This is a genomic window from Chryseobacterium aquifrigidense, assembly GCF_006716485.1.
In the GTDB taxonomy this organism is placed as follows: Bacteria; Bacteroidota; Bacteroidia; order Flavobacteriales; family Weeksellaceae; genus Chryseobacterium; species Chryseobacterium vietnamense.
This window is the reverse complement of the sequence record NZ_VFPD01000001.1, coordinates 1,372,185-1,395,325: the sequence shown is the minus strand read 5'-3', so window position 1 is coordinate 1,395,325 and position 23,141 is coordinate 1,372,185. Positions and strand designations below refer to the sequence as shown.

Genomic DNA, 23,141 nt, shown 5'->3' with positions numbered 1-23,141 from the left:
TTTTTATTTTGATGTCAAAAGTAGTATATTGCCGGATGGTTCTATGGTGCCAGTTTTGATATTATGGATAGTCCGGTTAGAATTCCCTATGAAAGTTTTATAAAAATAGATAGAAAATCAGAAACTTCTATCTATCTGCAGATTGCGAATCAGCTGATCAATTCCATTCAGCGAGGTGTTTTACCTTTTGGAACAAAACTTCCGGGAACAAGAACCTTCAGTGAAATGTTGGAAATCCATAGAAATACAGCGGTTGCAGCGTATGATGAACTGTCGGCACAGGGCTGGACAGAGAGTTTTCCGAACAAAGGAACTTTTGTGATTGGAAAAGATCAGGAAAAATCCGTGAAAGTGAACGATTTTGAGCAAAATAACCTTCAAAACTATCCAATAACGACTGGTTTTTCATTTAAAACATCCAATATTTTAGATAATCCTTTTGAGCACTCGGATTGTGAGTATGTCTTTAATGATGGGGTGCCAGATATCCGTTTAACGCAAATCGGACAGCATTCCCGGTTTTACAGTTCTATTTTGAAACGTAAATCCAGTCAGAAAGCTTTTGGACATTACAATCATGACGGAAGTGAATTTTTTAAGGAACATTTATCCCAATACCTGAATCTTTCCCGCGGACTTCCTATTTCCAAGAATAACCTTCTTATTACCAGAAGTACGGAAATGAGTATTTATATTGTTTCAGAAATTCTTCTTTCTGCCGGTGACACCGTATTGGTGGGTGCTTTGAGTTACTTTTCCGTCAACATGATCTTTATGAAAGCTGGTGTTGATATTGTTTCGATTCCCATTGATGAAGAAGGAATTATCGTAGAAAGCGTACGGGAAGCCTGTAAAAAACAGAAAATACGGATGCTCTATCTAACTCCCCACCACCACTATCCTACTACCGTTGCGCTAAGTGCTCAGAGAAGATTTGAATTATTGGAATTAGCGAATGAATACGGATTTATTATTCTCGAAGATGATTACGATTATGAATTTCATTATGATAAAAGTCCTATTCTTCCTTTAGCCAGCGCAGATACCAATGGAATGGTGATCTACATTGGTTCTTTCGGGAAATCTCTGGCTCCGGGGTTCAGGACAGGATTTATTGTAGCTCCGGAAAATCTGATGACAGAAATGCGTAAATACCTGGGAATTATAGACCGTCAGGGTGATATTCTGATGGAAAGAGCACTTGGAGAAATGATCGCAGAAGGAGAAATCAATCGTTATCTTAAGAAGTCTTTAAAAGTCTACCAGGAAAGGCGTAATTATTTTTCCGGATTGCTGGAGGAAAATTTGGGTGATTTGATATCTTTTCAGAAACCTTCCGGAGGGCTGGCCATTTGGCTGGAATGGAATATTCCGCTGAATCTGATGCAGCTGAGCCGAAATTGTGCAAAAGACAATCTTTTTATTCCGAAAACATTATTGTATCAGAATAAAGGGCTGACTGCGATGCGTTTGGGATTTGGGGATCTGAATATTGAAGAAATGAATAAAGGGATTGAGGTTTTTTCAAAAAACGTGAAAGAATTGATAAGCTGATTATTTTATTAGTTGGAAAACGCAAGGGCGCAATTGAGATGAAGAGAACTTGTTTTAAGGCGCAAGGATTTTATCTTCGATAAAATCGATACTGGATAATATGACGTTTTAACCTTTTAAATTTAACCACAAAGTCACAAAAGTTTTTAAACACTTAAGTTTTTTAAGCTAAATTTCATACATAATAAAGTACACCTAAGTTTTTAAAATCTTTGATTTTCATCTTATATAAACTGTTCTGCGGTATCATTTTAAACTTATTTAAACGGATAAAATAAATCTTTTGTGATTTTGTGGTTTAAAAAAGTAAAAGCCCCTTTCCAGAGGCTATTATTAATGATGAGAAGGATAAACTATTTTGTTTTTCTTATGTTTTGGTTTCTTCTTTTTCCTGTTTAAATAGATGATAAACCCTGTAATGGGAAGTGATGTTGCGATCATTGCTGCCAGAAAATAAATGACTCTGCCCGTTAATCCCAAAATACTTCCGGTGTGAAGGTCATAATTTCTTTCTCTCAATGCGGTTCCATATCCGATATTTTTGTTTTTATAAGATTTAGATTTTACAATACCTCCTGAATACTGATCAAAATTAAACTGTTCGTTTCTGTATTGTCGTCCATCATAAGTAATTTCTGCATAAAAGGTTCCTTCCTCTGATCTTGGAAAATTGATAAGCGCTGATTTTTTGTTTTTAAGTCCATTTTCCATGGTGGTTCCAATCAGATTGAGAATATGTTCCCGGTTTGAAAACTCTCCGGAAGGAATGGTACTTTTGGCTTTCTTTTCTGTGGGAATGTTTCCATTTAATGTATTCTTTATCCATTTGTCTGCATCTTCAAAGCTCCATATCAAAGCGGAATAAGAGATCAGAAGCAAAGGAATTACGGAATAAAATCCCAGTACATTATGAAGGTCATAGTTGATTCTTTTCCAGTTGGCTGATAATTTAATGAAAAACATTCCTTTCAGCATGCTTTTGCTCATTTTACGGGGATACCATATCACAAGCCCCGAAAAAAGAATGATCGCCAACACCAGTGTGGAATAACCGGTAATTGTTTTCCCTATTTTTTCACCCAGCAAAAGCCTTCTGTGAAGATCCAGTACAATTTCAAAAAAATCCTTTTTGGCATCTTCCACTTCCTGTACTTTTCCGGTATAAGGATCAATATACACACGGTAATAATAAAGATAAGTTCCCCAATAGGTCCATGCTTCATTATTCATTTTAAGGGTTCGGAATACATAGGTTTGTGCAGGATCGGAAGACATTATTACTCTTTTGACCTTTAAACCTTCAGGAAGTGCTTTTTCTGCTTTTTCCGTAAGTTCTGACAATGATAGTTTTTTCCTTCCAATGTTTTCAACATAATATCTGTTGGGATGAACAAGATGTTTTAATTCTTCTTCAAAAGACAGGATACATCCTGTAGTGGCCATAATAACAACTATAAGCCCGGACGTGAGTCCGAGCCATAGATGTAACTGATATGCAATTTTTCTGAACTTTAATTTCATCCTTAAAATTTAAAGCTTACCTCAGCAACGAAATTACGAGGCATCTGAGCGACTACTACTCCCTGCCCTGCAAAATACTGTACATTGCCCAGGTTATTCATTTTAAATCCTAATCTGTATCTTTCTTTTTCAAGGGAAACAGAAGCATTCACCAAAGTATAGGCAGGAAATATAAACTGTCCGGTAACCACTTTATTTCCGGTAATCTGTTTTCCTACACGATTTACCCCGAAACCTACTCCAAGTCCCTGAAGTCCTTTGATTGGAAGAATGTAACTGATCCAGGAATTGAATACATTCGCAGGACCTGCAGATTCCGGACGGCGCCCATCTACAGCAGGATCAGCTTTTTCATATCTGCTGTGATTGTAGGCATATCCGGCCATAATATTTAATCCCTGAACAGGGTTCATGATCGTTTCGATTTCAATCCCTTTACTTCTCTGCGTTCCATCCTGAACAACAATATTGTATTCTTTTCCGTCACGGATCACTCCGGTTCCTCTCTGGATATTGTCAACAAGGATGTCATAATATGAAACGGTAAAATTAATTTTGTTTCTCCAAAGATTTCCTTTCAATCCTATTTCCCACTGGTTGGCCATCTGTGGCTTCATATCTCCGCTATAATCTGCCAACTGTTGTGTAACAGGTGCTGTATAGCTGAACCCATTCATATAGTTTCCATAGGCTGATAACTGATCTTTAAGGATCTGGTATACGATTCCTACTTTAGGAGACCAGGCTGTCTGTTTGAATTCACCCGCACGTTTGTTATCATTCAGATTAAGCTGTCCTTTACTTTCATAATGATCCATACGCAAACTTACCAGCGTAATCAATCGGTCGGTAATATAGGTTACGTTTGAAATATAAGCTCCATAAAGATTGGATGCTGTGGTATTTCGTACCAATGGAGATTTACCCACCAGCATTGCAGCCTGGGTAAAAGCCTGAATTTTTTGCAGTGCCAGATCCTTGGATATATTACCATATATTCCTGTTACTGGTGCTACCACTGGTCCTGAAGGGTTTGTCCCATCAATATAATCATACACTACAATCGGAGAATGATTATTGTTGATAGATTGATTTAAATAATCTAATCCGATCAACACTTTATTTTTAATTTTTCCAATATTAAATTCTCCGTTGAAGTTCTGTTGAACACTTGTGGAAGAAGCTTCCGAGTTCTGCCACTGTACGTTACGTTCCAACAGAGCATCACTGGTTGTTCCTCTGATAAACTGATATTGATATAATCCTTCCGTCTTTCTGAAGTTTCTTGAAAGCAACGTTTGCGAAGTCCATTTATCTGAAATTTTGTAATTAGCCTCTGCTTTTACATTGATAGATGGAGCTTTTAGGGTCATATCATTGTTGGAGTATGACCTTTTCCAGTCGAAGCCAAGTTCATCAGGGTTGTGAGCAACATAAGGCCTTGTTCTGGTCAGGAAAATAATCGGAGTGTTTGTTCCTTCATAATTATAAATCTGAGCTCCTAAGTTAAATTTAAGCCTTTCATTAACCTGATAACTAACTGTAGGCGCTACAAAGAATGATTTCCTGAATTCGGAATCCCTGAAACCATTTTGATACTGATAGGCTGCATTCAAACGGAATAACATATTTCTGGATTCTGTAATCGGTCCGTAAACATCAGCTGTTATACGGTTCAGGTTGTAGCTTCCCATCAAATAAGAAGCTTCTCCTCCGAAATAATCTTTCGGTTTTTTGGTTACAGCATTGATCAAACCTCCAAACGAAGTTACCGCACCTCCATATAATGTTCCTGAAGGTCCTTTAATCACTTCCAGACGTTCAAGATCTACAGGATCTATTTCTCCATTGGTGGTTGCCGGAACACCGTCTACCATGGATACTTTGGTAGGAAAACCTCTAAGGCTGTAGTAGAAACTTCCGTCTCCGGAGCCTCTTCCCGGGCTTCCCTGCATTTTTACCATACCCGGAACGTTTTTCAATACTTCCGAAATATCGTAAGTAAGCTGTTCTTTCATGATCTGCTGGTTGATGCTTGTATAAGCCTGTGGATTTTCAAGAACTTTCAAAGGCATTTTGGCCACTGAAGTACTGTCTTTATCCAAAAATTTATTTCTGCTCACTGCATATACGGTAATTCCCTCTATCACATTATTGTGTAAAGGAGCGTAGATAGCAGGAATTTCGTAGACATCTTTCTGAATGTGGATGGGTTCCCTCATCAGTTCGATGTCATTTAAAACCACCTGAAGCGTATATTCTCCAGGTGGCACATTTTCAAAGTAATATTCTCCTAAATTATTGGTTTTTGCCTGATAAGACGTGTTGACAAGTCTTAAAACAGCGTTTTTTACCGGTGCTTTTTCAGACAGCATGATTTTGCCATGAATTCTGTCGCCCTGCTGTGCAGAAAGCGAGTTGGAAGATAAAGCAAGACCAAGAAGTAATATAAGGGTTTTAGATGTTTTCATGCTGTAAGTTTTGTAACAGGGGATAGTTTATTTTACCGTTTTGTGATAATGGGAATGATTCTATACGTTCTGTGCGTACATATTGCGGGTTGATACGCAGCTTATTTTTAATGGTTTCGGTGATGATTTGAGGATCAATTTCAGGATTGTCATACAGCACAACGATTTTTTTATCATTGGCATTCAGACATACGAAGGTATTGCCCTGCATCTCATTTTTAAGAATAAATTCTACCTCATCGAGATTCAGGCGTATTCCGAAAAGCTTCATGATACGCTTTATTCTTCCTGTGATATAATATATTCCGTTTTCACCTTTTCTGGCAGTATCTCCGGTATGCAGTACAGAAGGCTGATCATACGTTGTCAAATCTTCCAGCTTATTGGCGTAACCTCCGAAAATACTGATGTGTGAAAAGAGAAGTTCATCGGTTTCAGGATCAATTCTGAAACTTCCGTTGTGTACAGGAGTTCCGATAGAAGTCTCCCCTTCCAGCAATCCTTCTGTAGTAAGATAAGCCATTCTTCCACCTGCTTCAGTCTGTCCGTATTGTGCAAAGAAATCTTTTTTAAATTCATGACAATAAGAGAAAATGGTTTTTCTCAATTCAGCGTTGATTACGCCTCCGGTATGGGTAAAATATCTCAGGCTTGGAGAATCTTTTCTGAAGAATCCTATTCTGTTCAGGTTTTCATAAAGAAAAGGTACTCCACCCAAAGTACTGTAACCGTACTCCTCCATTTCATCCCAGAATGCTTTCTGCATAATGTCTTTATCGGTACAGACAATTCTTCCGGCACGCATACAGTTGGTCGTGAAAATAGAGAATCCGTATACAAAATTGATCGGAACGTTTAAAGGAACTACATCAGTTTCCTGAACCGGCATATACTGAAGGATGCTCAATGCGTTCTGATAAAGACTTTCATCAGATAATTTAACCAGCTTCGGAACACCTGTAGTTCCTGAAGTACTTAGAAGGATTTTAATTTCAGGATTAATGGTAATCTCAGGTTTATAATCATCCTTTGCAAAAATTCTGATATGATCTGAGAATTCTTTCAGGCTGTATCCTTCAATGGCTTCTCTCTGTGGATCAAAGATATATTTCGGACGGTACCCTGCTTCAATACGTTCTTTGAACTCCTCATGCAGTTTCTGTCCCAATACCGCTATCGTGTGCGCTGTTCCATAAAAATTGAGGAGCACCTCAATGCTGGACAGCTGATTGTCATTGTACAAAAAGAGCAGGCCTTTTTCTACGGGGTTTAAGCCTAAAGACCGGTACAGTGTTCCCACCGGTATTGTTGTACCGGTGGAAGCATCTGTAAACGCCAGGTTCTTATTAGCAATTACATTTTCTAAAATTTTCATAGGCTTAGTTTTCTACGAATACATCGTATTTTTTCATTTTTTCACGAATCTTTCCGACAGTTCCCATCTCCAGAATATCATTGAAATCAAATTTGATCTGATAAAACTGTTCAAGCGCTTCCACGATCAGAAGATGAGACATAGAATCCCATTCCGGGATTTCCTGATACGTTAGTTTTTCATCTACCAGTTCTTTTTTGATGGCGATGGCAGAGGCGATAATTTCATAAAATTCTTCTGTAGTGTTCATTTTAAATTTTTATAGTTTTCCATTTTCCATTTCTAAAAATCATTAGGAATAGCACAGCCAAAACAATTTCCGAAGAAACGATAGCGGTAAATATTCCTCTCAGTTCCCACTGAAATCTTACTCCTAAGAGATAGGCCAGAGGAAGCTGAATCACATAAAACATGACGATATAAAGCAGTGTAACCTGCATAATATTTCCGGCTGCATTCAATGCACGGCTGATTACCATAGTGAATCCTAAGAGCAGATAAGCCATAGATACGACATGGATGTATTGAACTGCATATCTTGCAACTTCAGGTTCGGTAGTGAAAAACTTCACTACATATTCCGCAGCGATCTGCCAGAATAAGGCTACAAGTACCAGATACGTCATGTTGATGGTTCCGGCTCTCCAGACTGTTTTTTCTGCACGTTCCGGTTCTCCGGCACCCAGATTCTGGCCCGTAAGCACTCCTGCTGCATTTCCTATTCCCCAAGCAGGCATTGTTGCGACCGAAGCAATACGCTGGGCAATAATGTATCCTGCCAGCGCTGTTGTTCCGAAAGTGGAGATGATCTTCACCATAATCAGCCAGCTTGATGTTGGAATGATATATTGGACCAATCCTCCAAAGGCTATTTTCAGAATCTTCTGCAGTAATGGGATATCAAGCTGGAAAGGAACTCTGATGCTGATGCTGGTTCTCCCGGTAACAAATATGAAAGCCTGGTATAAAACCCCTAATGTCCTTGATAAAACCATAGCATATGCCAATCCCATTAATCCGAAAGCAGGAATAAATCCTAATCCGAAAACAAGGATTACCGCAAAGATGATATTGGAAATATGACAGATCCAAAGTGATTTCATGGCAATATCGGCATCACCGGCACCTCTGAAGAGTCCATTCACCGAAAGACGGAGAATCACAAGCCCGATACTTAAAAATACCAGTCTTGAAAAGGAAATTCCATCTGTTACCGTACTGGCATTGACGCCAAGGAAATCAACAATTTCAGCGGAGAAATAACAGGAAACACCACCAATCAGCAAGGCAAAAAACAGGGCAAGCAGGATAATATACTGAGCTGTTCTGCCCATTCCTTCCTGATCTTTTTCTCCGGCTCTTCTTGCAATAAGCGTTGCTGCGGCAATACCAAGTCCTACTGCGATGGCATAAGCAAAATTGATGTAATTGTCAGTGATCCCTACAAGTCCAAGCACTTTATCTCCTAATTTGGCAATAATCAATAGATTAACACTCACAAAAACAGATTCCATGACAAGTTCCATCACCATAGGAATGGCAAGGCTAAAGATGGAACGGTTGATACTTCCGGAAGTAAGCTCAACTTTCTTTCCGGCTATGGCTCCATACGTAAAAACCGCTCCTTCTTTTAGTATATGCAGGAATTTCCTCATACTGCTGCTACTGAATTTTTATTGGCAATCTGGTACAGTGGATTCGGCAATGCTCCATCTTTTCTTGGAATGGCAAATGCTTTATTTTCACTGTAACCGTTATTTTTCAGACGCAGACTGTTGATATAGAATCTTTTGAATGCAGGCACATACAGGTCATACTTTTCAAATCGTTCCTGAAGGTGAGTATTCTCCGCTTTATAATTTTCTACACAGTTGTGAACAAGTTCCCAGAATTTTTCTTCATTAAAGTCTGAATAGGTGTGTAATGCATTTGACAGATATCTGAAGAAAGCATCAAAAACGCCAAGCAAAATAAATAACGGGATATTTTCTTTGTTAGAAGACTGGATCAAACCATCTGCAAGGTGTGCAGGAAGCTTTTCTCTTGCTTCAGTGGTCAAAACGATATCATCTACAAAGTCTTTGATTACGATCCTCTTTGGAACTCCATTTTTCAAAACAACCATAATGTTTTCTCCGTGCGGCGTTACACATAATGAATGCGTGTAATAGATATGCAACAAAGGCGTAAGATAGGCATCCAGATAGCTTTCAATCCATTTTTCAATACTCAGGCCTGCTTTCTCCGCAAATGCCTGAACTAATGGAAGTCCGCTTTCATCTACATACAATAAAGAAGCCATGGTAACCATTTGTTCGTCTTCTTTCAGATAGTTTTCAGCACTTTCTCTCCATAATGCTCCAAGGAATTCATTATATTGGTAAGGAACGCTGGCAATAGCTCCGTACTGTGGGTGCAGATAAGTGATGGCAGCTTCTTCTCCTAAGAAAATAGTTTCTTTATTTTCAAGGTATGCATCATCTTTTATTAAGCCTTTTACCCAATCCGTAATGGCTGGAGCAATTTTCATCTGTTTAGGCGATAATCCCCGGATATTTCCTGTACTTAGGATGGAAACAGCTGTTTTCAAATATCTTTTCTTCGGATGATCTACATTGAATAAAGTACGGATACTCTGTTGTGGACTATAGGTATCACTTCCTTCTCCCAGCTGAATTAAAAGTCCGGAAGCAATATCTCCTGCAAAATGAATCTGAAGCTTATGCTCCCACTGCCATGGATGTACGGGGATAAAGTGATAATCTTCAACAACTTTTCTTTTATTCAATAGCTGCTGCTGAAAATCATTATATAAATCCTCTCCTATTTCAGAACGATAGAATTCTTCTCTGTTAATGTGTTCCAAAGACTGGAATGACGATCTGCTTTTATGGGAAGCCAGCCAGATCACTTTTAAATTCTCATCTGCTTCAGGAGCAAATGTTTTCAGATCACGTGGAGAAAAACCTAACCGGCTTTTGTTTACAATTACCCACGGATGTCCGGTCATATTATGCTCTACCGTCTGATAATCTGCATCCGCAAGGTCTTTTGAAGACATTACTCCTTTGGATAAAATCAAAGCATCACAATACAGCGTATGCAGTAATTCTTCCGTGTATCTTGCAATAGTATAAGGATCCAAATCGAATACAGACTGCATTTCCAGGAAGAAAGCCGCCACATCTACGGCAGACAGATCTTCACCGTTTTCGGTTTTTGTAATACTGTTTTTATCAATATGCCAGTAGTCCATCATCCTTTCCTGTCCGCGGAAGTGGTATGAAATATTTTCAAATCCTGTTTCGAGTTTGAAAACAGTATATCCTTCTTTATCTTCAAAAGTTGCTACAGGTTTCAGAAGCTCTTCATGCATGAGTTCTGCGATGGTTTTGGCCATTAGGTTTCTGTTAGCCTGATTCCAGTTTTCCTGGCTTACGGTATTTTTTAAGTTGGTGTTCATTGTATGATTAAATTTTGGCAGTTGGTAAATCAGCATATTTTTCCACATCGAAATCCTGGAAAGCAATTTTCTTTTCAATTTTATAATACTCTCTTCCCAGAATATCATTGATGATGTAGGAATTACGGTACGCCGCCATTCCCAGATCAGTAGAAATATAGCTGTGGGTATGTACTTCAGCGTGGAGAACATAGATTTCTCCTCCGTTGTAGTCTATTGAATAATTCCTGTTTACATCAAACAATCCGCTGGAATCTCTTTTAATTCTGTCCTGAATATTCTTTATGAATGCAGGCTCGTGGTAACGGTATCCTGTTCCCAGAATCAGATAATCAGCTTCCTGATCATAAGGAACTTCCTGTTCCAGCTGTGTGAATTCAAGGTTGATAAAGTCAGGATTACTGTTGTCTACTCTATTCAGCTGGCTGTTAGGAATGATTTTAAGATTAGGATCAGCATTGTCGATATTCAGATCATAAATAAAATCATAGATATCATTAATCAGATCGTAGTTGATTCCTTTAAACTGAGCTTGCTGCTTGCTTAAAATGGTTTTTCTTGCTGACTCACTTCTGTTGTAGAAATATTCTACATAATCCGGAGAAGTAAGTTCCAGTGTCAGTTTAGAATATTCCATAGGGAAAAATCTGTCCGGACGGGAATACCATCCCAGTTGTGTTTTTTCATTTCTGCTCTGAAGCAGGTCATAGAATACTTCTGCAGCACTTTGCCCGGAACCGATGATCGCAATCTTTTTCCCTTGAGATAATAGCTCCTCTTTTCGATACAGATAAGAACTGGTATGAATAATTCTGGAATCATCTTTCGGAATAAAAGAAGGAATATGAGGTTGTGTCCCCGTTCCTAAAATCAGTCTTTCCGTTTTAAAAACAGTTGTTTCTTTTGTTTTGGTGTGAATCGTAGTTACATGATACAACCCTTCTTCATAAGTGATATCCACTACCTGCGTAGAAAAACGGCATTGTGGAAGCTGTGCAATCACCCACTGGCAGTAACGGTTGTATTCTTTTCTCGGGATGAAAAAATCTTCTCTTATAAAAAACTTATACAATCTTCCGGTTTCCTTCAGATAGTTCAAAAGACTCAAAGGATTAGTTGGATCGGCCATGGATACGCAGTCGCATAAAAATGGAGTCTGCAGGGTTACATGGTCAATCATCAGTCCCGGATGCCAGTCGAAACCATCTCTCTGGTCCAGGAAAAGGGTTTTCAGTTCCGAAATCGGATTAGATAATGCGGCAAGTCCCAGGTTGAAAGGGCCTATACCTATGCCTATTACATTGTATACGGCTTCGTTAGTCATTTTTTGTGATGTTTGTGGTGATTTGTACCTCTTTATTCTGTGGGAATTTTTCCCAGTACCATTCTCTGTAACAGAAATTCAGATTGGCTTTTTTATGGGGCATTTCAATTACTTTATCTACTTTGAAGCCTACATGGGCTTTGTTCATCATAGACGCAAGAGAGTCTACAGATCCTTCGCCTACCATTTTTCCTACCTGTGGCTGTGCAAAAACATAGTCGACCATAGATTGTGTGGATGGAGATACAAATTTTTTCTTAGGATCAGTAGGTGCGATAAACTGGTGTGTTCCGTAATCTGTAGGTAATACGTCATAATAATCTCCCACGATATCTCTGCAGGCCCAATAAATCTCGATATTACAAGAAGGCTCATCATTTCCTGCAATGATATAACTGTGCGCTTCGTCACCTGGAAGCATCAGTCTGTAATACGTTTCCAGTTCATCAATAGGCCAGTTCATCTGCCAGATTTTTACCGCATGTTCACGGTTGAACCATTCATGAAGCATTTCAAGATCGTTTTCAAGATCTATAGGACGCATGCTCATGGTTACATCTTCTTTCTGGAAGTATCTTTTAAAGAAAACTTCTGTTCCCTGCGGATTGATTAACTGATCCGAAAAGAAATGCTTATGAAGAAGGTTCGGAACTTTAGCATAAGAAATTGAAGAAGCATTCACACCACCGTCTACATCAGCAACGGCCGACTGAAGATTTGATTTTACTGCCCAATATCTTTGATTCAAAGCATAATCAGTTAGTGATGAAGGTTCAGTTTCATGAAGATTTTCAAACTCTCTGTACAGAATATGAATCAGTCTTCTTTCCTTAACCAGACCTGTTTTGCCTATTGAAGCAATCAGTGCGCTCAGGTTACTTACCAGAAGGTGATGTGAAATAATGTCGAGAAGGCGCTCATCTCTGATGAAAAGATCTTCAATTTCAGGATAATCTTTAATCAGAGATTCATATTTTCCTTTGAAGCTTTCTTTGATCAGATACCCTTGTCCGTCTCTTACATAAATAGATTCAGGAAGAAGTTGATTATCCAATTGAACAAGTAAGTTTTGCTGATGAATTTCAGGAGCCATGCCTAATTGATCATACAACCTGTTTAAAGGAGAAAGCAATAGGTTTACATACTTTTCAAACCAGATAATAGCTGCTTTTTCTGCATCTACTCCTAGTTGATTGGCTACATTTTTAAAGAAATGCGTTGTAAAATTGAAACCATCTGTAGATTCATCCTGGCAAAGTCTTGCTAACAGAATGACTTTATCTTCATTTGAAAAAGGATTTTCACGGAGCAGTATATTCAGACTGTCCATATTTTTCCCTTCATAATGAACGCTTAACGTGGATGGTTCCAGTAATAATTTAAAATTCGGGAAACTTTGTTCAAATGAAGCTTTTTGATGCTGCCACCAGATTGCCGAAGCATACCCTCTGTTGAGATCTTTTAAGCTGTTTGTTCTCACAGAACCAGTCATTAAAACATGCAGAGAGAATTTCAACATCCAGCTGAAATCAGGATTGTATACTGTTCTTATGGATGATGTTGCATAAAAATCCTCTCCTAATGGCCCGATGTGAATAATTTTTCCGGAACCCAGCATTTCAGGATATTCTGCTGTTGATAAAAGATATTGTGCCTCCCATGGATGGCATGGAACTATATAAAAATCATTGATGTTTTCAAAATCGTAGCTTTCCGGTAATGAAGTCCATTTTTCAAAAATTTCTTTTGCAGAAATTCCCGGAAGAGATTTTTCCGTGATGCAGTCTTTATGAATCAGGAAATAATCCAGCTGAAATCCTTTTCCGAATTCGGGGCCGTATAAAAGCTGTTCCTCTTCAGAGAATCCCATTCTTGACTTGGTGAAAGGGTGCAGATTATGTCCTGCCGGAAGCATTTGTTCAGATTCAAGAAAAGAATAAGTTAAAAGTTGATCATCCTGGAGACAAGCTTCTGTTGTCAATTCCAGGTTTCTTAAGCTGCTTTGAATTCTTTCCACAAAGTTTCTGAAACCTGTTTCGTTTGTAGTTTCAGAAAGTTCTCTGTAAACCAGCTTAGTAAGCTTTTGATCATTAACTTCAAAAACTTCCTGATTTTGATGATCTACTGCCCACAAAACAGGTCCGTATTCATGAAAAAGAGTTTCGGAACGATAGGAAACCGGAGCAAATAAAAACAGTCCGCTTTTCTTCATTTCAAACCTCATAAACAATGAATAATCACTGTTTTGAAGTGCTTTTGCCGTGAGAAGATCATATTTCGGAACGCCCTGATAGAATTTTCCGTTTCCCAATTCTCTCAACATTCCGTTCAGCAGAATTCTGAAAGTAATTTCCCGGGCTTTTTCTCCTGTTTTATTTTTCTGAATTAAAGTCTTTTCCATGATTTTTGATTGTGGTGAGAATCTGATGAATGTCTTCTGTCGTGGTAATCGGGTTCAGGAAGGTAAATTTTAAATAGAAATTTCCGTCAACCTTTGTACTTGCTACAAGTATTTCTCCGCTGTAGAACAGTTTCATCTTGATGTATTGATTCAGGGCATTCAGATCACTGATTTCCGGATTAACATATCTGAAAACAAGAACACTTAAGTCAGAATCTGAAAGAAGTTCAAAATCTGCATCTTCAGTAATCATTGCTGCGGCATCTTTGGTAAGATCAATCACAGTATCTGTATATTCTGCCAGCTGTTCTTTACCCATCATTCTTATGGTAAACCAAAGTTTTAAAGCATCAAATCTTCGGGTACTCTGGGTAATGGATTTATTGATCTGTGCCGGAATTTCCTCTTCGTCCATCTCTTTCGGATTCAGATAATCGGCGTGATGTTTCAGAATTAACAGTTCTTTCTTGTTCTTAACAATAAAAGCACTGCTGCTGATAGGCTGGAAGAATGATTTGTGGTAATCAATCGTTACAGAATCTGCTCTTTCAATGCCGTTGATCAGGTCACGGTATTTATCACTTAACAATAAAGCACAGCCGTAAGCTGCATCTACGTGCATCCAGATGTTATAATGTTCAGCAATATTGGCGATATCATCCAGTGGGTCAATATTTCCAAAATCTGTAGTTCCTGCTGTTGCTACGATTCCGATAGGAATATTTCCTAGCTGTTCTTCCCTTTTAATGTATTTCTTTAAAAGAGAAATGTCCATACGGAAACGGTCGTCTGTAGGAACTTTCACGATACTTTTCTCACCCAGCCCCATTATTGAAGCATTTTTCAGATTGCTGAAATGAGATTTATCCGAAACAAATATTCTGAAACGGCTTGCCTCCACTGGAAGACCATCCATTTTAATATTATGATTGTATCTTTTCTGAGAAAAGCAGTCACGCATCATGACCAATCCCATTAAGTTGCTCTGTGAGCCTCCGGCTGTGAAAACACCGTCGCTCTCATTAGTGTTATATCCAATCTGTCCGGCAGTCCAGTCGATCAGTTTTCTTTCCATAAAGGTTCCTCCTGCACTCTGATCATACGTATCCTGAGAAGAATTGATGGCACTTACAAGAATTTCTCCTGCCAATGCCGGGATTACTACAGGACAGTTTAGGTGAGCTACATATTGTGGAAGATGAAAAGCTGTGGCATGTTTCACATAGATTTCGTCTACTTCTGCCAGTAGCTCATTATAGTTGGATAATTTTTGATTAAGATCAATCTGTTGAACCATTCCTTTCATTGTTTTGGCTTCTATACCACTGAAAGGTTTGTTGTTTCTGTGAAGAAATTCCTGAACCAGGTCTAAAGTACTGTTGACAGCATTACGATAATGATCATAATTGTCAGGGTGAAAAATATTCCCAAAATTCCCCGAAATGTGAGGTGAAGGTATGCTTGTGAGCTCTTCTAGGGATATTAAATTGTTGTTCATAAAAGTTTTGTAATGTGATTTTTTAAATCTGTGAGTTGTTGTGGTTTTTTGGATATACGATTATATATATCTGATAGTCAGGTTTTTAAATTTTACATTTTTTATTATATTTTATTTGGTGATTACATAATTATTACTAAATTTGAATCGGCTATTGTTATTTAGAATAATTAAAAACAAAGATAAAAATTATTACTTAACACCAAATTTTTTTTAATGAATTCTACAGAAATTTTAGATAAAGACTGTTTAACAGCTGTAAAACTGCTTCCTACGGTCATAGAAGTCACCTCTCAGGAAAGAAGAATGATAAAAGATGCGGCTTTGCATCTTCAGAAAAAATATGACACTTATGAAAACCGTGATTTTATTAAGCATGTGCATCAGCTGGCGTCTTATTTTTTACCCGAGAGAATTTTAAATATAGCAGCTGATTTTGCGAGTGACTTTTCAAAAAATCAATATGGTGCACTGATCTTTACCGGATTAATGGATATAGATCAGGAGAATATAGGCTCTACTCCTCCCAACTGGCAGGCAGCTGATTATTCAAAATTTAATTTATACGGTTTTGCATGTGCCCTTATTCATGGAGCGCTTCCCTCAAAACCTGTACAGTATTATTCACAGCGTAAAGGCGGCGGACTGATCCATGCTATAATACCTGATGAAAGAATGAAAGAAACACAGACTGGATCAGGATCTTCAACCGATTTGTATGTACATACAGAAGATGCTTTTCTGAAACATCAGGCAGATTTTTTAAGCTTTATGTATGTGAGAAATGAGGAACAGGTTCCTTCTACTCTTTATTCTATCCGTTCTCATGAATCTGTCGGGGAAAAGTACAGACCACTTTTTGAGCCCATCTATAAAATCCCAAAAGATGCCAATCTTGAAACGGGAAACAGTGAAGAGGAAACATTAGATTCTGTATTGTATGGAAATTACAGCCTTCCATTTATGCGTTTTGATGCTGCTGAACAGTTGTTCAATTCCAGTATCAGACAATCTGATGAAGCGCAGAATACGCTGCATGAATTCTGGGAAGAAGCCAGACATTTGATTTATTCGGGATTTACGCCTCAGGCAGGAGATGTGATTCTGGTAAATAATCACTTATGTGCTCACGGAAGGTCGGCTTTCCGGGCAGGAGTAAGAAATATTGACGGTATAGAACAGCCTTGTGAGAGAAGAATTATGCTTCGTATGATGAGTAAAGTGAGCCTTATTGATATGAGAGCGCACACCCTTACGGAAGATCCGTTCTTTGTGATCGAGGAACATCTGGGCAAAAACTTTCAAAACTTTTAATAGAATGCTTAGTTAGCATTTTTGAACATTCAATCAATCGCAAATCCTTTTTAAGCAATGCTTGAAAAGGATTTTTATTTGATTTCACTTGATTGATCCTTGACAAGGATCAAAGGTGGTAAGTTTTGGCTAAAGCCATCGGAATTTATATTTATTTTATTAAACGGGCTAAAGCCCGTTCCTATTGAATATTTAAAGTCTTCATTGTATTTTTTTAAATATGATATTTCATTCTGATGTTTTTTTATATCAATAGAAGCGGGCTTTAGCCCGTTTATTTTTATTGTTTATGATAAGATCGGCTTTAGCCAAAACTTAAAAAAGGATTTATTGCTTAAAAAACCTGTCAAATAAAGAAAGTTGTTCGGATAACGATCTGCTCCAATATTCAGGAACATGTCCGCCTAAAGATTCTGTGTAAAGGTGCTGGATCTTCATTTCTGTCAGCTTTTTATGAAAATTTCTGTTCATACTGATCATTTGAGTGTCTTCCGTTCCACAGTCGAAAATATATTGCTGATCTACTCCGGCCATCAGTTTTATTTTGCTGTCGGTAAGGAAATTCGGATTGATAGATTCCAATGGACCTAAAACCTTATTCACCATATATTTCTGATATCCTTCTCCAAAAGAATTAAAATCAAGGGCACCACATGAACTTCCAACGATACCAAATGTCTTGTTATAGGTAACCCCGATGTTGGTAGCTCCATAGCCTCCCATACTCCATCCTAAAATTCCACGGAATTTTTTTTCTGCTTTTACAGGATAATTTTTGTCAATGAATTCTACCAGTTCTTTTCCAATAAAAGTCTGATATTGTGAATCCTTAACAACCGGACTGTCTACATACCACGAACTGTAATTTCCATCTGGAAGTACATAGATTGTTTTTAATTCCTGAGCTTTTTTAACCAAATCAGGAATATCCTGCTTCATAATTCTGTCCGGATTACCACTGAAACCATGAAGAATATAAACAGACGGATACTTCGTATTAGGCTGAAGATTAGGCGTGATGATTACTGTTTTGATCTTTTTATTCATTTTCGGACTGAAAACTTCCTGATGAATAATTTTTTGTGCGGATAACTGTACAAAGGCAGTCATTACAAATACAATGTTGATAAGCTTCTTCATGCTGAAAAATGTTTAATTAGTGATAATTACAGGTATACTTTTTTAAAACATATAGTATACCAATAATCTTATGACAGAGCAAAATTGTGAAAGAAAAAAGAAGAAAGCCTCAACATATGTTGAAGCTTTTGTAATTTGTTTTTATTTAATTCGCTAAAATAAGATCAGCCAGTGATTAATATTTCCAAAGCATTAATCCTGCCTGATAGCCTGTCCCCAGTGTCCATATAAGAATATAATCTCCTTTTTTCAATGATTTTACTTCTTTCTGGTATCTGTCTAAAGCTAAAAATGGACTGGAAGCTCCGGTATATCCGAGCTCTTTAGAATAAAAAGGAATTTTTTCTTCCGGCAAATGAAAGTAATCGCGGATAATATTAATATTCTTTATAGAAAATTGTGAAAATAAAAACAAATCAATCTGTTCCAGACTTATCTGGTTACGCTTTAAGAAAAGGCTGATATTTTCAAGTGCAAAATTGACACTTCCCATGCCGTCAAAAATACGATCCCAGGTTGTCAGATCGCCATGCTGATGCTCCGAATTTCCTTTAGGTGGATACAATACCGTATTACAAAAGCTGCTGTCTGTATGATATAATACATCTATTAACCCTGAGGTATTGTCTCCATCATTTTCTACGATAAAAGCAAAAGCGGAATCTGAAAGACAAAAAGCGGTAATCGGGTTGTCAGGATCTAATATCCTCGAGAATTTTTCGGAACAAACTACCAAGGCTTTTGTTCCGGACCGGGTTCCTTTTAAATATTTTGATACCTGATCCAGTGCTATAAACGCTCCAATACAGTTGGCATTCATATCATAACATAAGGTATCCGGTTTTCCGTTAAGTTCATGATGGATCTGGATAGCATCACAGGGAATATGATGTTCGGGAGAACTGCTTACAAAAATAATAACATCTATATCGAGAATAGAAATATTACTTTCATTAAGAACACCTCTTGCAGCTTCAATTGCCATAGAAAGTGTAGTTTCGGAGGAATTCTCCGGAACAATATAACGTTCTGCCCTGCCTAAAGCATTCTGAATTTTTTGCATTGAAATTTCCCGCCTTTCAAAGTGCTCAATAACAGCTGTATTATCTTCTACGAAATCAGGATGATAGAAATACGTGTGATGTAGTTTCATGTTGGATTACTATTTTAATTATATCTCTTATTTGTGAAATAATGTAAATTTAAAATAATATTAAGATATATCCCAGAAACATGAAATAAATCATTAATGACTGATTATTAAAAATATGGGTAAAATGCAATTAGTATTTATCTTCATGAATTTCCTTTTTGATCCGGCTTAGCTGTGTAGGCGTAATTCCCAGATAAGAGGCAATATGATGCTGTTTTAATCTGTTATGAAGAGAGGTGTTTTCAACCAATTGCAGATATCTTTTTTTTGCCGTTTCATATTTCAGAGAAACTTCCAGGGGTTCTTTTTTTACCACCCAGTTTTTCTCCAGATAATGCATATGAAAAAGTGCCAGATCATGATGCTTTTCAAGCAATTCCCGATAGGCTTTTGCAGGATATTGTATCACTGTGCAGTCTTCCAGTGCAATAATTGTGAAATCACTGGGTTCATTTTTAATAATGGCGGCCGTAGAAGCTACAAAACTGCTTTCCTCAAAAAAGATTTTGTAAATATTATCCCCTTGTTCATCTATTGTATAATACCCTATCAATCCGGATTTGAGAAAATAATAATATCTTGCCATAGCCCCAGTTTCCAGCAAAAGATCATTTTTGTTATAGTATTCTTCTGTACAGATATCCAATAAATCTTTAATCGTTTCTTCAGATAAAGGATAATAGGTATTGATCTGATTTACAAATTCTGAGTTTTTCATTTTGACATTTAGAAGGTATAAAGAATTGTATTACATAATCATCTGTGAAAATCTGTGTAATCAGTGGTTAAATACAATCTTTCTATTTTGAAGAAAATTAATCCAATACTTTTTTCATCATCAGATCCGTCTGTTCTTCTTCCCCAAGTCTGAAAATATGCTTATCAAATTCAACAAATCCGTTTTTCCTGTAAAAATTGAGTGCTCTCAGATTTTCTTCCCAAACCCCAAGCCATAAGTATGATTTACCCAGTTGCTTAGCCGTTTCCAGAGCTTGATTATAAAGAAGCTGGCCTACTTTTTTCCCGTGGTGACTTTTCTTTACATAGATTCTTTCAATTTCCAGACTGGTTTCATCCTGAAGTTCTGTCTGCGCTTTTCCGGAATTAACTTTCAGGTAACCAACCGGATTGTCTTCTTCCCAGGCAATATAGAAAAATGAATCAGGATTATTCAGTTCTGATTTTATCTTTTCAGTAGTAAAGCTTTCTTCCAGATACTTTTTCATAGCCTCTTCAGTATTATCTTCTGCAAAGGTTTCAGTGAAGGTTTGTATACCAATATTCTGAAGTATTTCGAGGTCTTTTTCGCTGGATGTATTGATAATGATTGATGACATAACAAGTATTTATTGTTCTAATTTATAAATAAGATTTTTTATTTCAGGTAAGGTCAGTTCTGTTTTTGTTCCTGAAACTATTATATTTTTTAAAATTTTGATGTGAGCCGTCTTTAAAGCATCTTCGCTTTTCACTTCCTGATCGGGTATCACTCCTATATGTTCCCAGTTCTTTTGAGTGCTTAAAGCTGTTATTTTTCCTGCCGGAACAAGCAGTAAATATTGATTTTGAACCATAAAATGATCTACAGGATTAGCGGCACCCCCTGTTTTTTCACCAATTACTTCAGCAAGTTTATATTGCTGCAAAAAATAGGCTACAGCTTCTCCGGCCGAAAAAGTTTTTTTACTGGTAAGAATATAAATCTTTTTATGAAGATATTTCTGTCCGGAAACTTTGGGTTGAGTACTGTCTACAACGGTTTTCTGATTATGTCTGAAATATGTGGTATAAAGATCTTTTTTCTGATCAAAAAAATAGCTTAAAAACAGAAGAAGCATCCCGTTTTCTCCACCTCCGTTTTCTCTGAGATCAATAATCAGAGAATGGGTATTGGCAACAAAGTCCATGGTGGCGGCTAATGTTTTTTCACTGGCTTCAGGAGAGGCAAAACCTTTATAATTGATGTACCCGATATTCCCAGGAAGTCGCTGAACTGTTTCAAATCCGAAATTTTCAAGACTATTGTGTTCATTGTTCAATTTCTCTTTTTCACTCATCGGTTTTTCAGGCGTATAGTTTTCGAGATATTTAACAAAAAAATGTTCGTCTTTAATCGTTGTTCTTAACTTTTGAGTAAGAAGATCCGCAAAATCTTTTTTATTGAGGTCTTTAAAAGTTCCTTTTTTCTGCTCACTCTGAAATAAAGAGTCTACTTTTTTATAAGTTTCTTTATCAATATAATGGCTTTTCACTTTTTCGGTAATATCAGCAAGCACTACTGAAATATCATTTTTCTGGGCACTCGAAAATAAGAAAGTGAAAAGGGAAATCCCAACATATAATTTTTTCATTGAAATAAGGATTTAATATTTCAACAAATGTATTTCAATGAAATTTGTGTGAATTGTAAAAATGGAAACTCAGATAAATAGCCAGACATTATTTTTCTCTGTATCTACATGTTCAAAGAATTTTCCCGGACTTATTCTGGTGAGTTCTTTAAAGTCTTTAATGAGATGAGACTGGTCATAAAACAGATGTTCGTAGGAAAGTTCTGTAAGATTTCTGGATTTTTTATTTGAAATCAAAACATTACAAAACCTTTGTATTTTTCTGAATTCCGAAGCGGGTTTAGCCAGATATCGCTGAGAAACCTTGTTGACATACTGCCTTGTGATTTTATTTTTTTTTGCAATTTCTTCGATATTCATTTCTGTTTCAAAATCATTCAATAGGGTGTAAGCCAGATGTAAGTCTCGGGGCCGGAATTTGGAAAGACAATAGTTTTCCAGTATTTCAATTTGCATTCTCCTGTCAGACTCTTTTAAAACAGCGCTCATAATATCAGTAAAATCTGAAAGAAGGATTTCCTGCTCCAGATCTTCCCATTGATCAGCATTAAAAAAATGATAAATTCCTAATGGTTTAAAATAGATCGTAATTTCATTTACCGATTGACGGTAAAAAATTTCAGTAGGAACAGAGCATCTGAATACAAAATCAACCACGATATTCTCAGACGGCGACCTGGTGATTTCTACCCATCCTTTATCCTGCGTCACAGCAACATCCTGACATGCTGATACAATAAAATAATTATCTGGAAATGTAAGATATTTTACAGGTTCCTGATGATCATCTTTTTCTATAAAATAATATCCTTCAATATAATCTTTCAAAACAGAATGCATCGGTTGATAAAAAGTAACTTTCATACGAGTGGCGGGTTGAAAGTAAAAATACAAATATAAATCCTGAAACTTTGTTCAGGATTTATATTTGTTTATGAAAACAGTATTTTTTTAAAGGCTTCAGAAGCCAGATGTACCTGTACGCTCCAATCATCTGCTGCGTCACTTCCTGCATCATCAGAAATATATTTCAGACATAAAAATGGAATATTTTCCTGTTGAGCAATCAATGCCAGTGGATAGGCTTCCATGTCTACAATATTATAATCAGTTTCTGAGTGATTCATTTCAAAACTGTCTCCGCTTCCGCAGATTCCTTCTTTCAAGGTATCCATTTTAAGGCCGTATTCCAATACAGGAGGTACTCCGGATAATGGTGTTTCATAGAGTTTAAATCCAAGCCCTCTTACGTCCATGTCTCTCTGGATGAATTTTGTACAGCATACCACTTCTCCTTTGTGGAATCCTTTACTTCCTGCAGAACCTAAGTTCACAATCAGTTTAGGTTTTCTGGCGTGAATTTCTTTGGTTAATTCTATCGCTGCATTCACTTTTCCGATGCCGGTAATTAATTTATTTTTATCATCGAAAACTGTTCCTGCTTCAGAATCTAATGCGAAAACAAAAAGAGTATCGTCAATTGAATAATGCGTTTCGTTGTTAATTTTTATCATTGAGAAATCAGATTTATACAGCTGTTCGTACTGCATGACAAAGATACAACAGGTTTTGTAAT

18 protein-coding genes are annotated in these 23,141 nt (G+C 37.1%); 2 read left to right on the top strand and 16 right to left on the bottom strand.

Annotated features, from left to right (window positions below; translation table 11 throughout):
• Positions 1-63: 63 nt before the first annotated feature.
• Positions 64-1,554 (top strand): aminotransferase-like domain-containing protein, encoded by a 1,491-nt coding sequence (locus FB551_RS06200; RefSeq protein ID WP_142016043.1) that lies wholly within the window; start codon positions 64-66, stop codon positions 1,552-1,554.
• A 333-nt stretch (positions 1,555-1,887) separates the two neighbouring features.
• Here FB551_RS06200 and FB551_RS06195 read toward each other — a convergent pair whose 3' ends face one another.
• The 9 genes from FB551_RS06195 to FB551_RS06155 are packed head-to-tail and all read right to left on the bottom strand — an operon-like array spanning position 1,888 to position 15,607.
• Positions 1,888-3,075, bottom strand: coding sequence for a PepSY-associated TM helix domain-containing protein (locus tag FB551_RS06195; protein ID WP_142016041.1), 1,188 nt, complete (start codon positions 3,073-3,075; stop codon positions 1,888-1,890).
• A gap of 2 nt (positions 3,076-3,077) precedes the next feature.
• The gene (locus FB551_RS06190; protein WP_142016038.1) at positions 3,078-5,546 is read right to left on the bottom strand and encodes a TonB-dependent receptor; all 2,469 of its coding nucleotides are present in this window, start codon (positions 5,544-5,546) and stop codon (positions 3,078-3,080) included.
• Positions 5,533-6,921 carry an AMP-binding protein gene (locus FB551_RS06185; protein WP_142016036.1) on the bottom strand — a complete coding sequence of 463 codons (1,389 nt, stop codon included), beginning with the start codon at positions 6,919-6,921 and terminating at the stop codon, positions 5,533-5,535. Before FB551_RS06185 ends, FB551_RS06190 begins: the two co-directional genes overlap by 14 nt.
• A gap of 4 nt (positions 6,922-6,925) precedes the next feature.
• On the bottom strand, positions 6,926-7,171 hold the full coding sequence (locus FB551_RS06180; RefSeq protein ID WP_002979498.1) for an acyl carrier protein: 246 nt from the start codon (positions 7,169-7,171) through the stop codon (positions 6,926-6,928).
• 1 nt (position 7,172) lies between these two features.
• On the bottom strand, positions 7,173-8,576 hold the full coding sequence (locus FB551_RS06175; protein ID WP_142016033.1) for an MATE family efflux transporter: 1,404 nt from the start codon (positions 8,574-8,576) through the stop codon (positions 7,173-7,175).
• Complete coding sequence (locus FB551_RS06170; RefSeq protein ID WP_142016030.1) at positions 8,573-10,384, bottom strand: IucA/IucC family protein; 1,812 nt, start codon at positions 10,382-10,384, stop codon at positions 8,573-8,575. Before FB551_RS06170 ends, FB551_RS06175 begins: the two co-directional genes overlap by 4 nt.
• 7 nt (positions 10,385-10,391) lie before the next feature.
• A complete protein-coding gene (locus FB551_RS06165) occupies positions 10,392-11,708 on the bottom strand; it encodes a lysine N(6)-hydroxylase/L-ornithine N(5)-oxygenase family protein (protein WP_142016027.1) in 1,317 nt (438 codons plus the stop codon).
• Positions 11,701-14,109 carry a GNAT family N-acetyltransferase gene (locus FB551_RS06160; protein WP_142016025.1) on the bottom strand — a complete coding sequence of 803 codons (2,409 nt, stop codon included), beginning with the start codon at positions 14,107-14,109 and terminating at the stop codon, positions 11,701-11,703. Before FB551_RS06160 ends, FB551_RS06165 begins: the two co-directional genes overlap by 8 nt.
• Positions 14,081-15,607 (bottom strand): pyridoxal phosphate-dependent decarboxylase family protein, encoded by a 1,527-nt coding sequence (locus tag FB551_RS06155; protein ID WP_142016022.1) that lies wholly within the window; start codon positions 15,605-15,607, stop codon positions 14,081-14,083. Before FB551_RS06155 ends, FB551_RS06160 begins: the two co-directional genes overlap by 29 nt.
• A gap of 216 nt (positions 15,608-15,823) precedes the next feature.
• Here FB551_RS06155 and FB551_RS06150 point away from each other — a divergent pair, with 216 nt between their 5' ends.
• Positions 15,824-16,921: a Fe(II)-2OG oxygenase family protein gene (locus FB551_RS06150; RefSeq protein WP_142016019.1), complete on the top strand. Its 1,098-nt coding sequence runs from the start codon at positions 15,824-15,826 to the stop codon at positions 16,919-16,921.
• A 327-nt stretch (positions 16,922-17,248) separates the two neighbouring features.
• On the opposite strand, the gene FB551_RS06145 is transcribed toward FB551_RS06150, so the two are convergent.
• From FB551_RS06145 to FB551_RS06115, 7 genes are all read right to left on the bottom strand, one after another.
• On the bottom strand, positions 17,249-18,061 hold the full coding sequence (locus tag FB551_RS06145; protein WP_142016016.1) for an alpha/beta hydrolase: 813 nt from the start codon (positions 18,059-18,061) through the stop codon (positions 17,249-17,251).
• A 175-nt stretch (positions 18,062-18,236) separates the two neighbouring features.
• Positions 18,237-19,214 carry a 3-oxoacyl-ACP synthase III family protein gene (locus FB551_RS06140; protein ID WP_142016014.1) on the bottom strand — a complete coding sequence of 326 codons (978 nt, stop codon included), beginning with the start codon at positions 19,212-19,214 and terminating at the stop codon, positions 18,237-18,239.
• Positions 19,215-19,344: 130 nt separating this feature from the next.
• Positions 19,345-19,932 carry a Crp/Fnr family transcriptional regulator gene (locus FB551_RS06135; RefSeq protein WP_142016012.1) on the bottom strand — a complete coding sequence of 196 codons (588 nt, stop codon included), beginning with the start codon at positions 19,930-19,932 and terminating at the stop codon, positions 19,345-19,347.
• Between the two features lie 97 nt (positions 19,933-20,029).
• Entirely contained in the window at positions 20,030-20,551 is a 522-nt protein-coding gene (locus FB551_RS06130; RefSeq protein ID WP_047430501.1) for a GNAT family N-acetyltransferase, read from the bottom strand.
• Positions 20,552-20,560: 9 nt separating this feature from the next.
• On the bottom strand, positions 20,561-21,565 hold the full coding sequence (locus FB551_RS06125) for a S41 family peptidase (protein WP_142016009.1): 1,005 nt from the start codon (positions 21,563-21,565) through the stop codon (positions 20,561-20,563).
• Between the two features lie 69 nt (positions 21,566-21,634).
• Positions 21,635-22,429: a helix-turn-helix domain-containing protein gene (locus FB551_RS06120; protein WP_142016006.1), complete on the bottom strand. Its 795-nt coding sequence runs from the start codon at positions 22,427-22,429 to the stop codon at positions 21,635-21,637.
• 68 nt (positions 22,430-22,497) lie between these two features.
• Positions 22,498-23,079 (bottom strand): 5'-methylthioadenosine/S-adenosylhomocysteine nucleosidase family protein, encoded by a 582-nt coding sequence (locus FB551_RS06115; RefSeq protein WP_047433258.1) that lies wholly within the window; start codon positions 23,077-23,079, stop codon positions 22,498-22,500.
• Positions 23,080-23,141 lie beyond the last annotated feature (62 nt).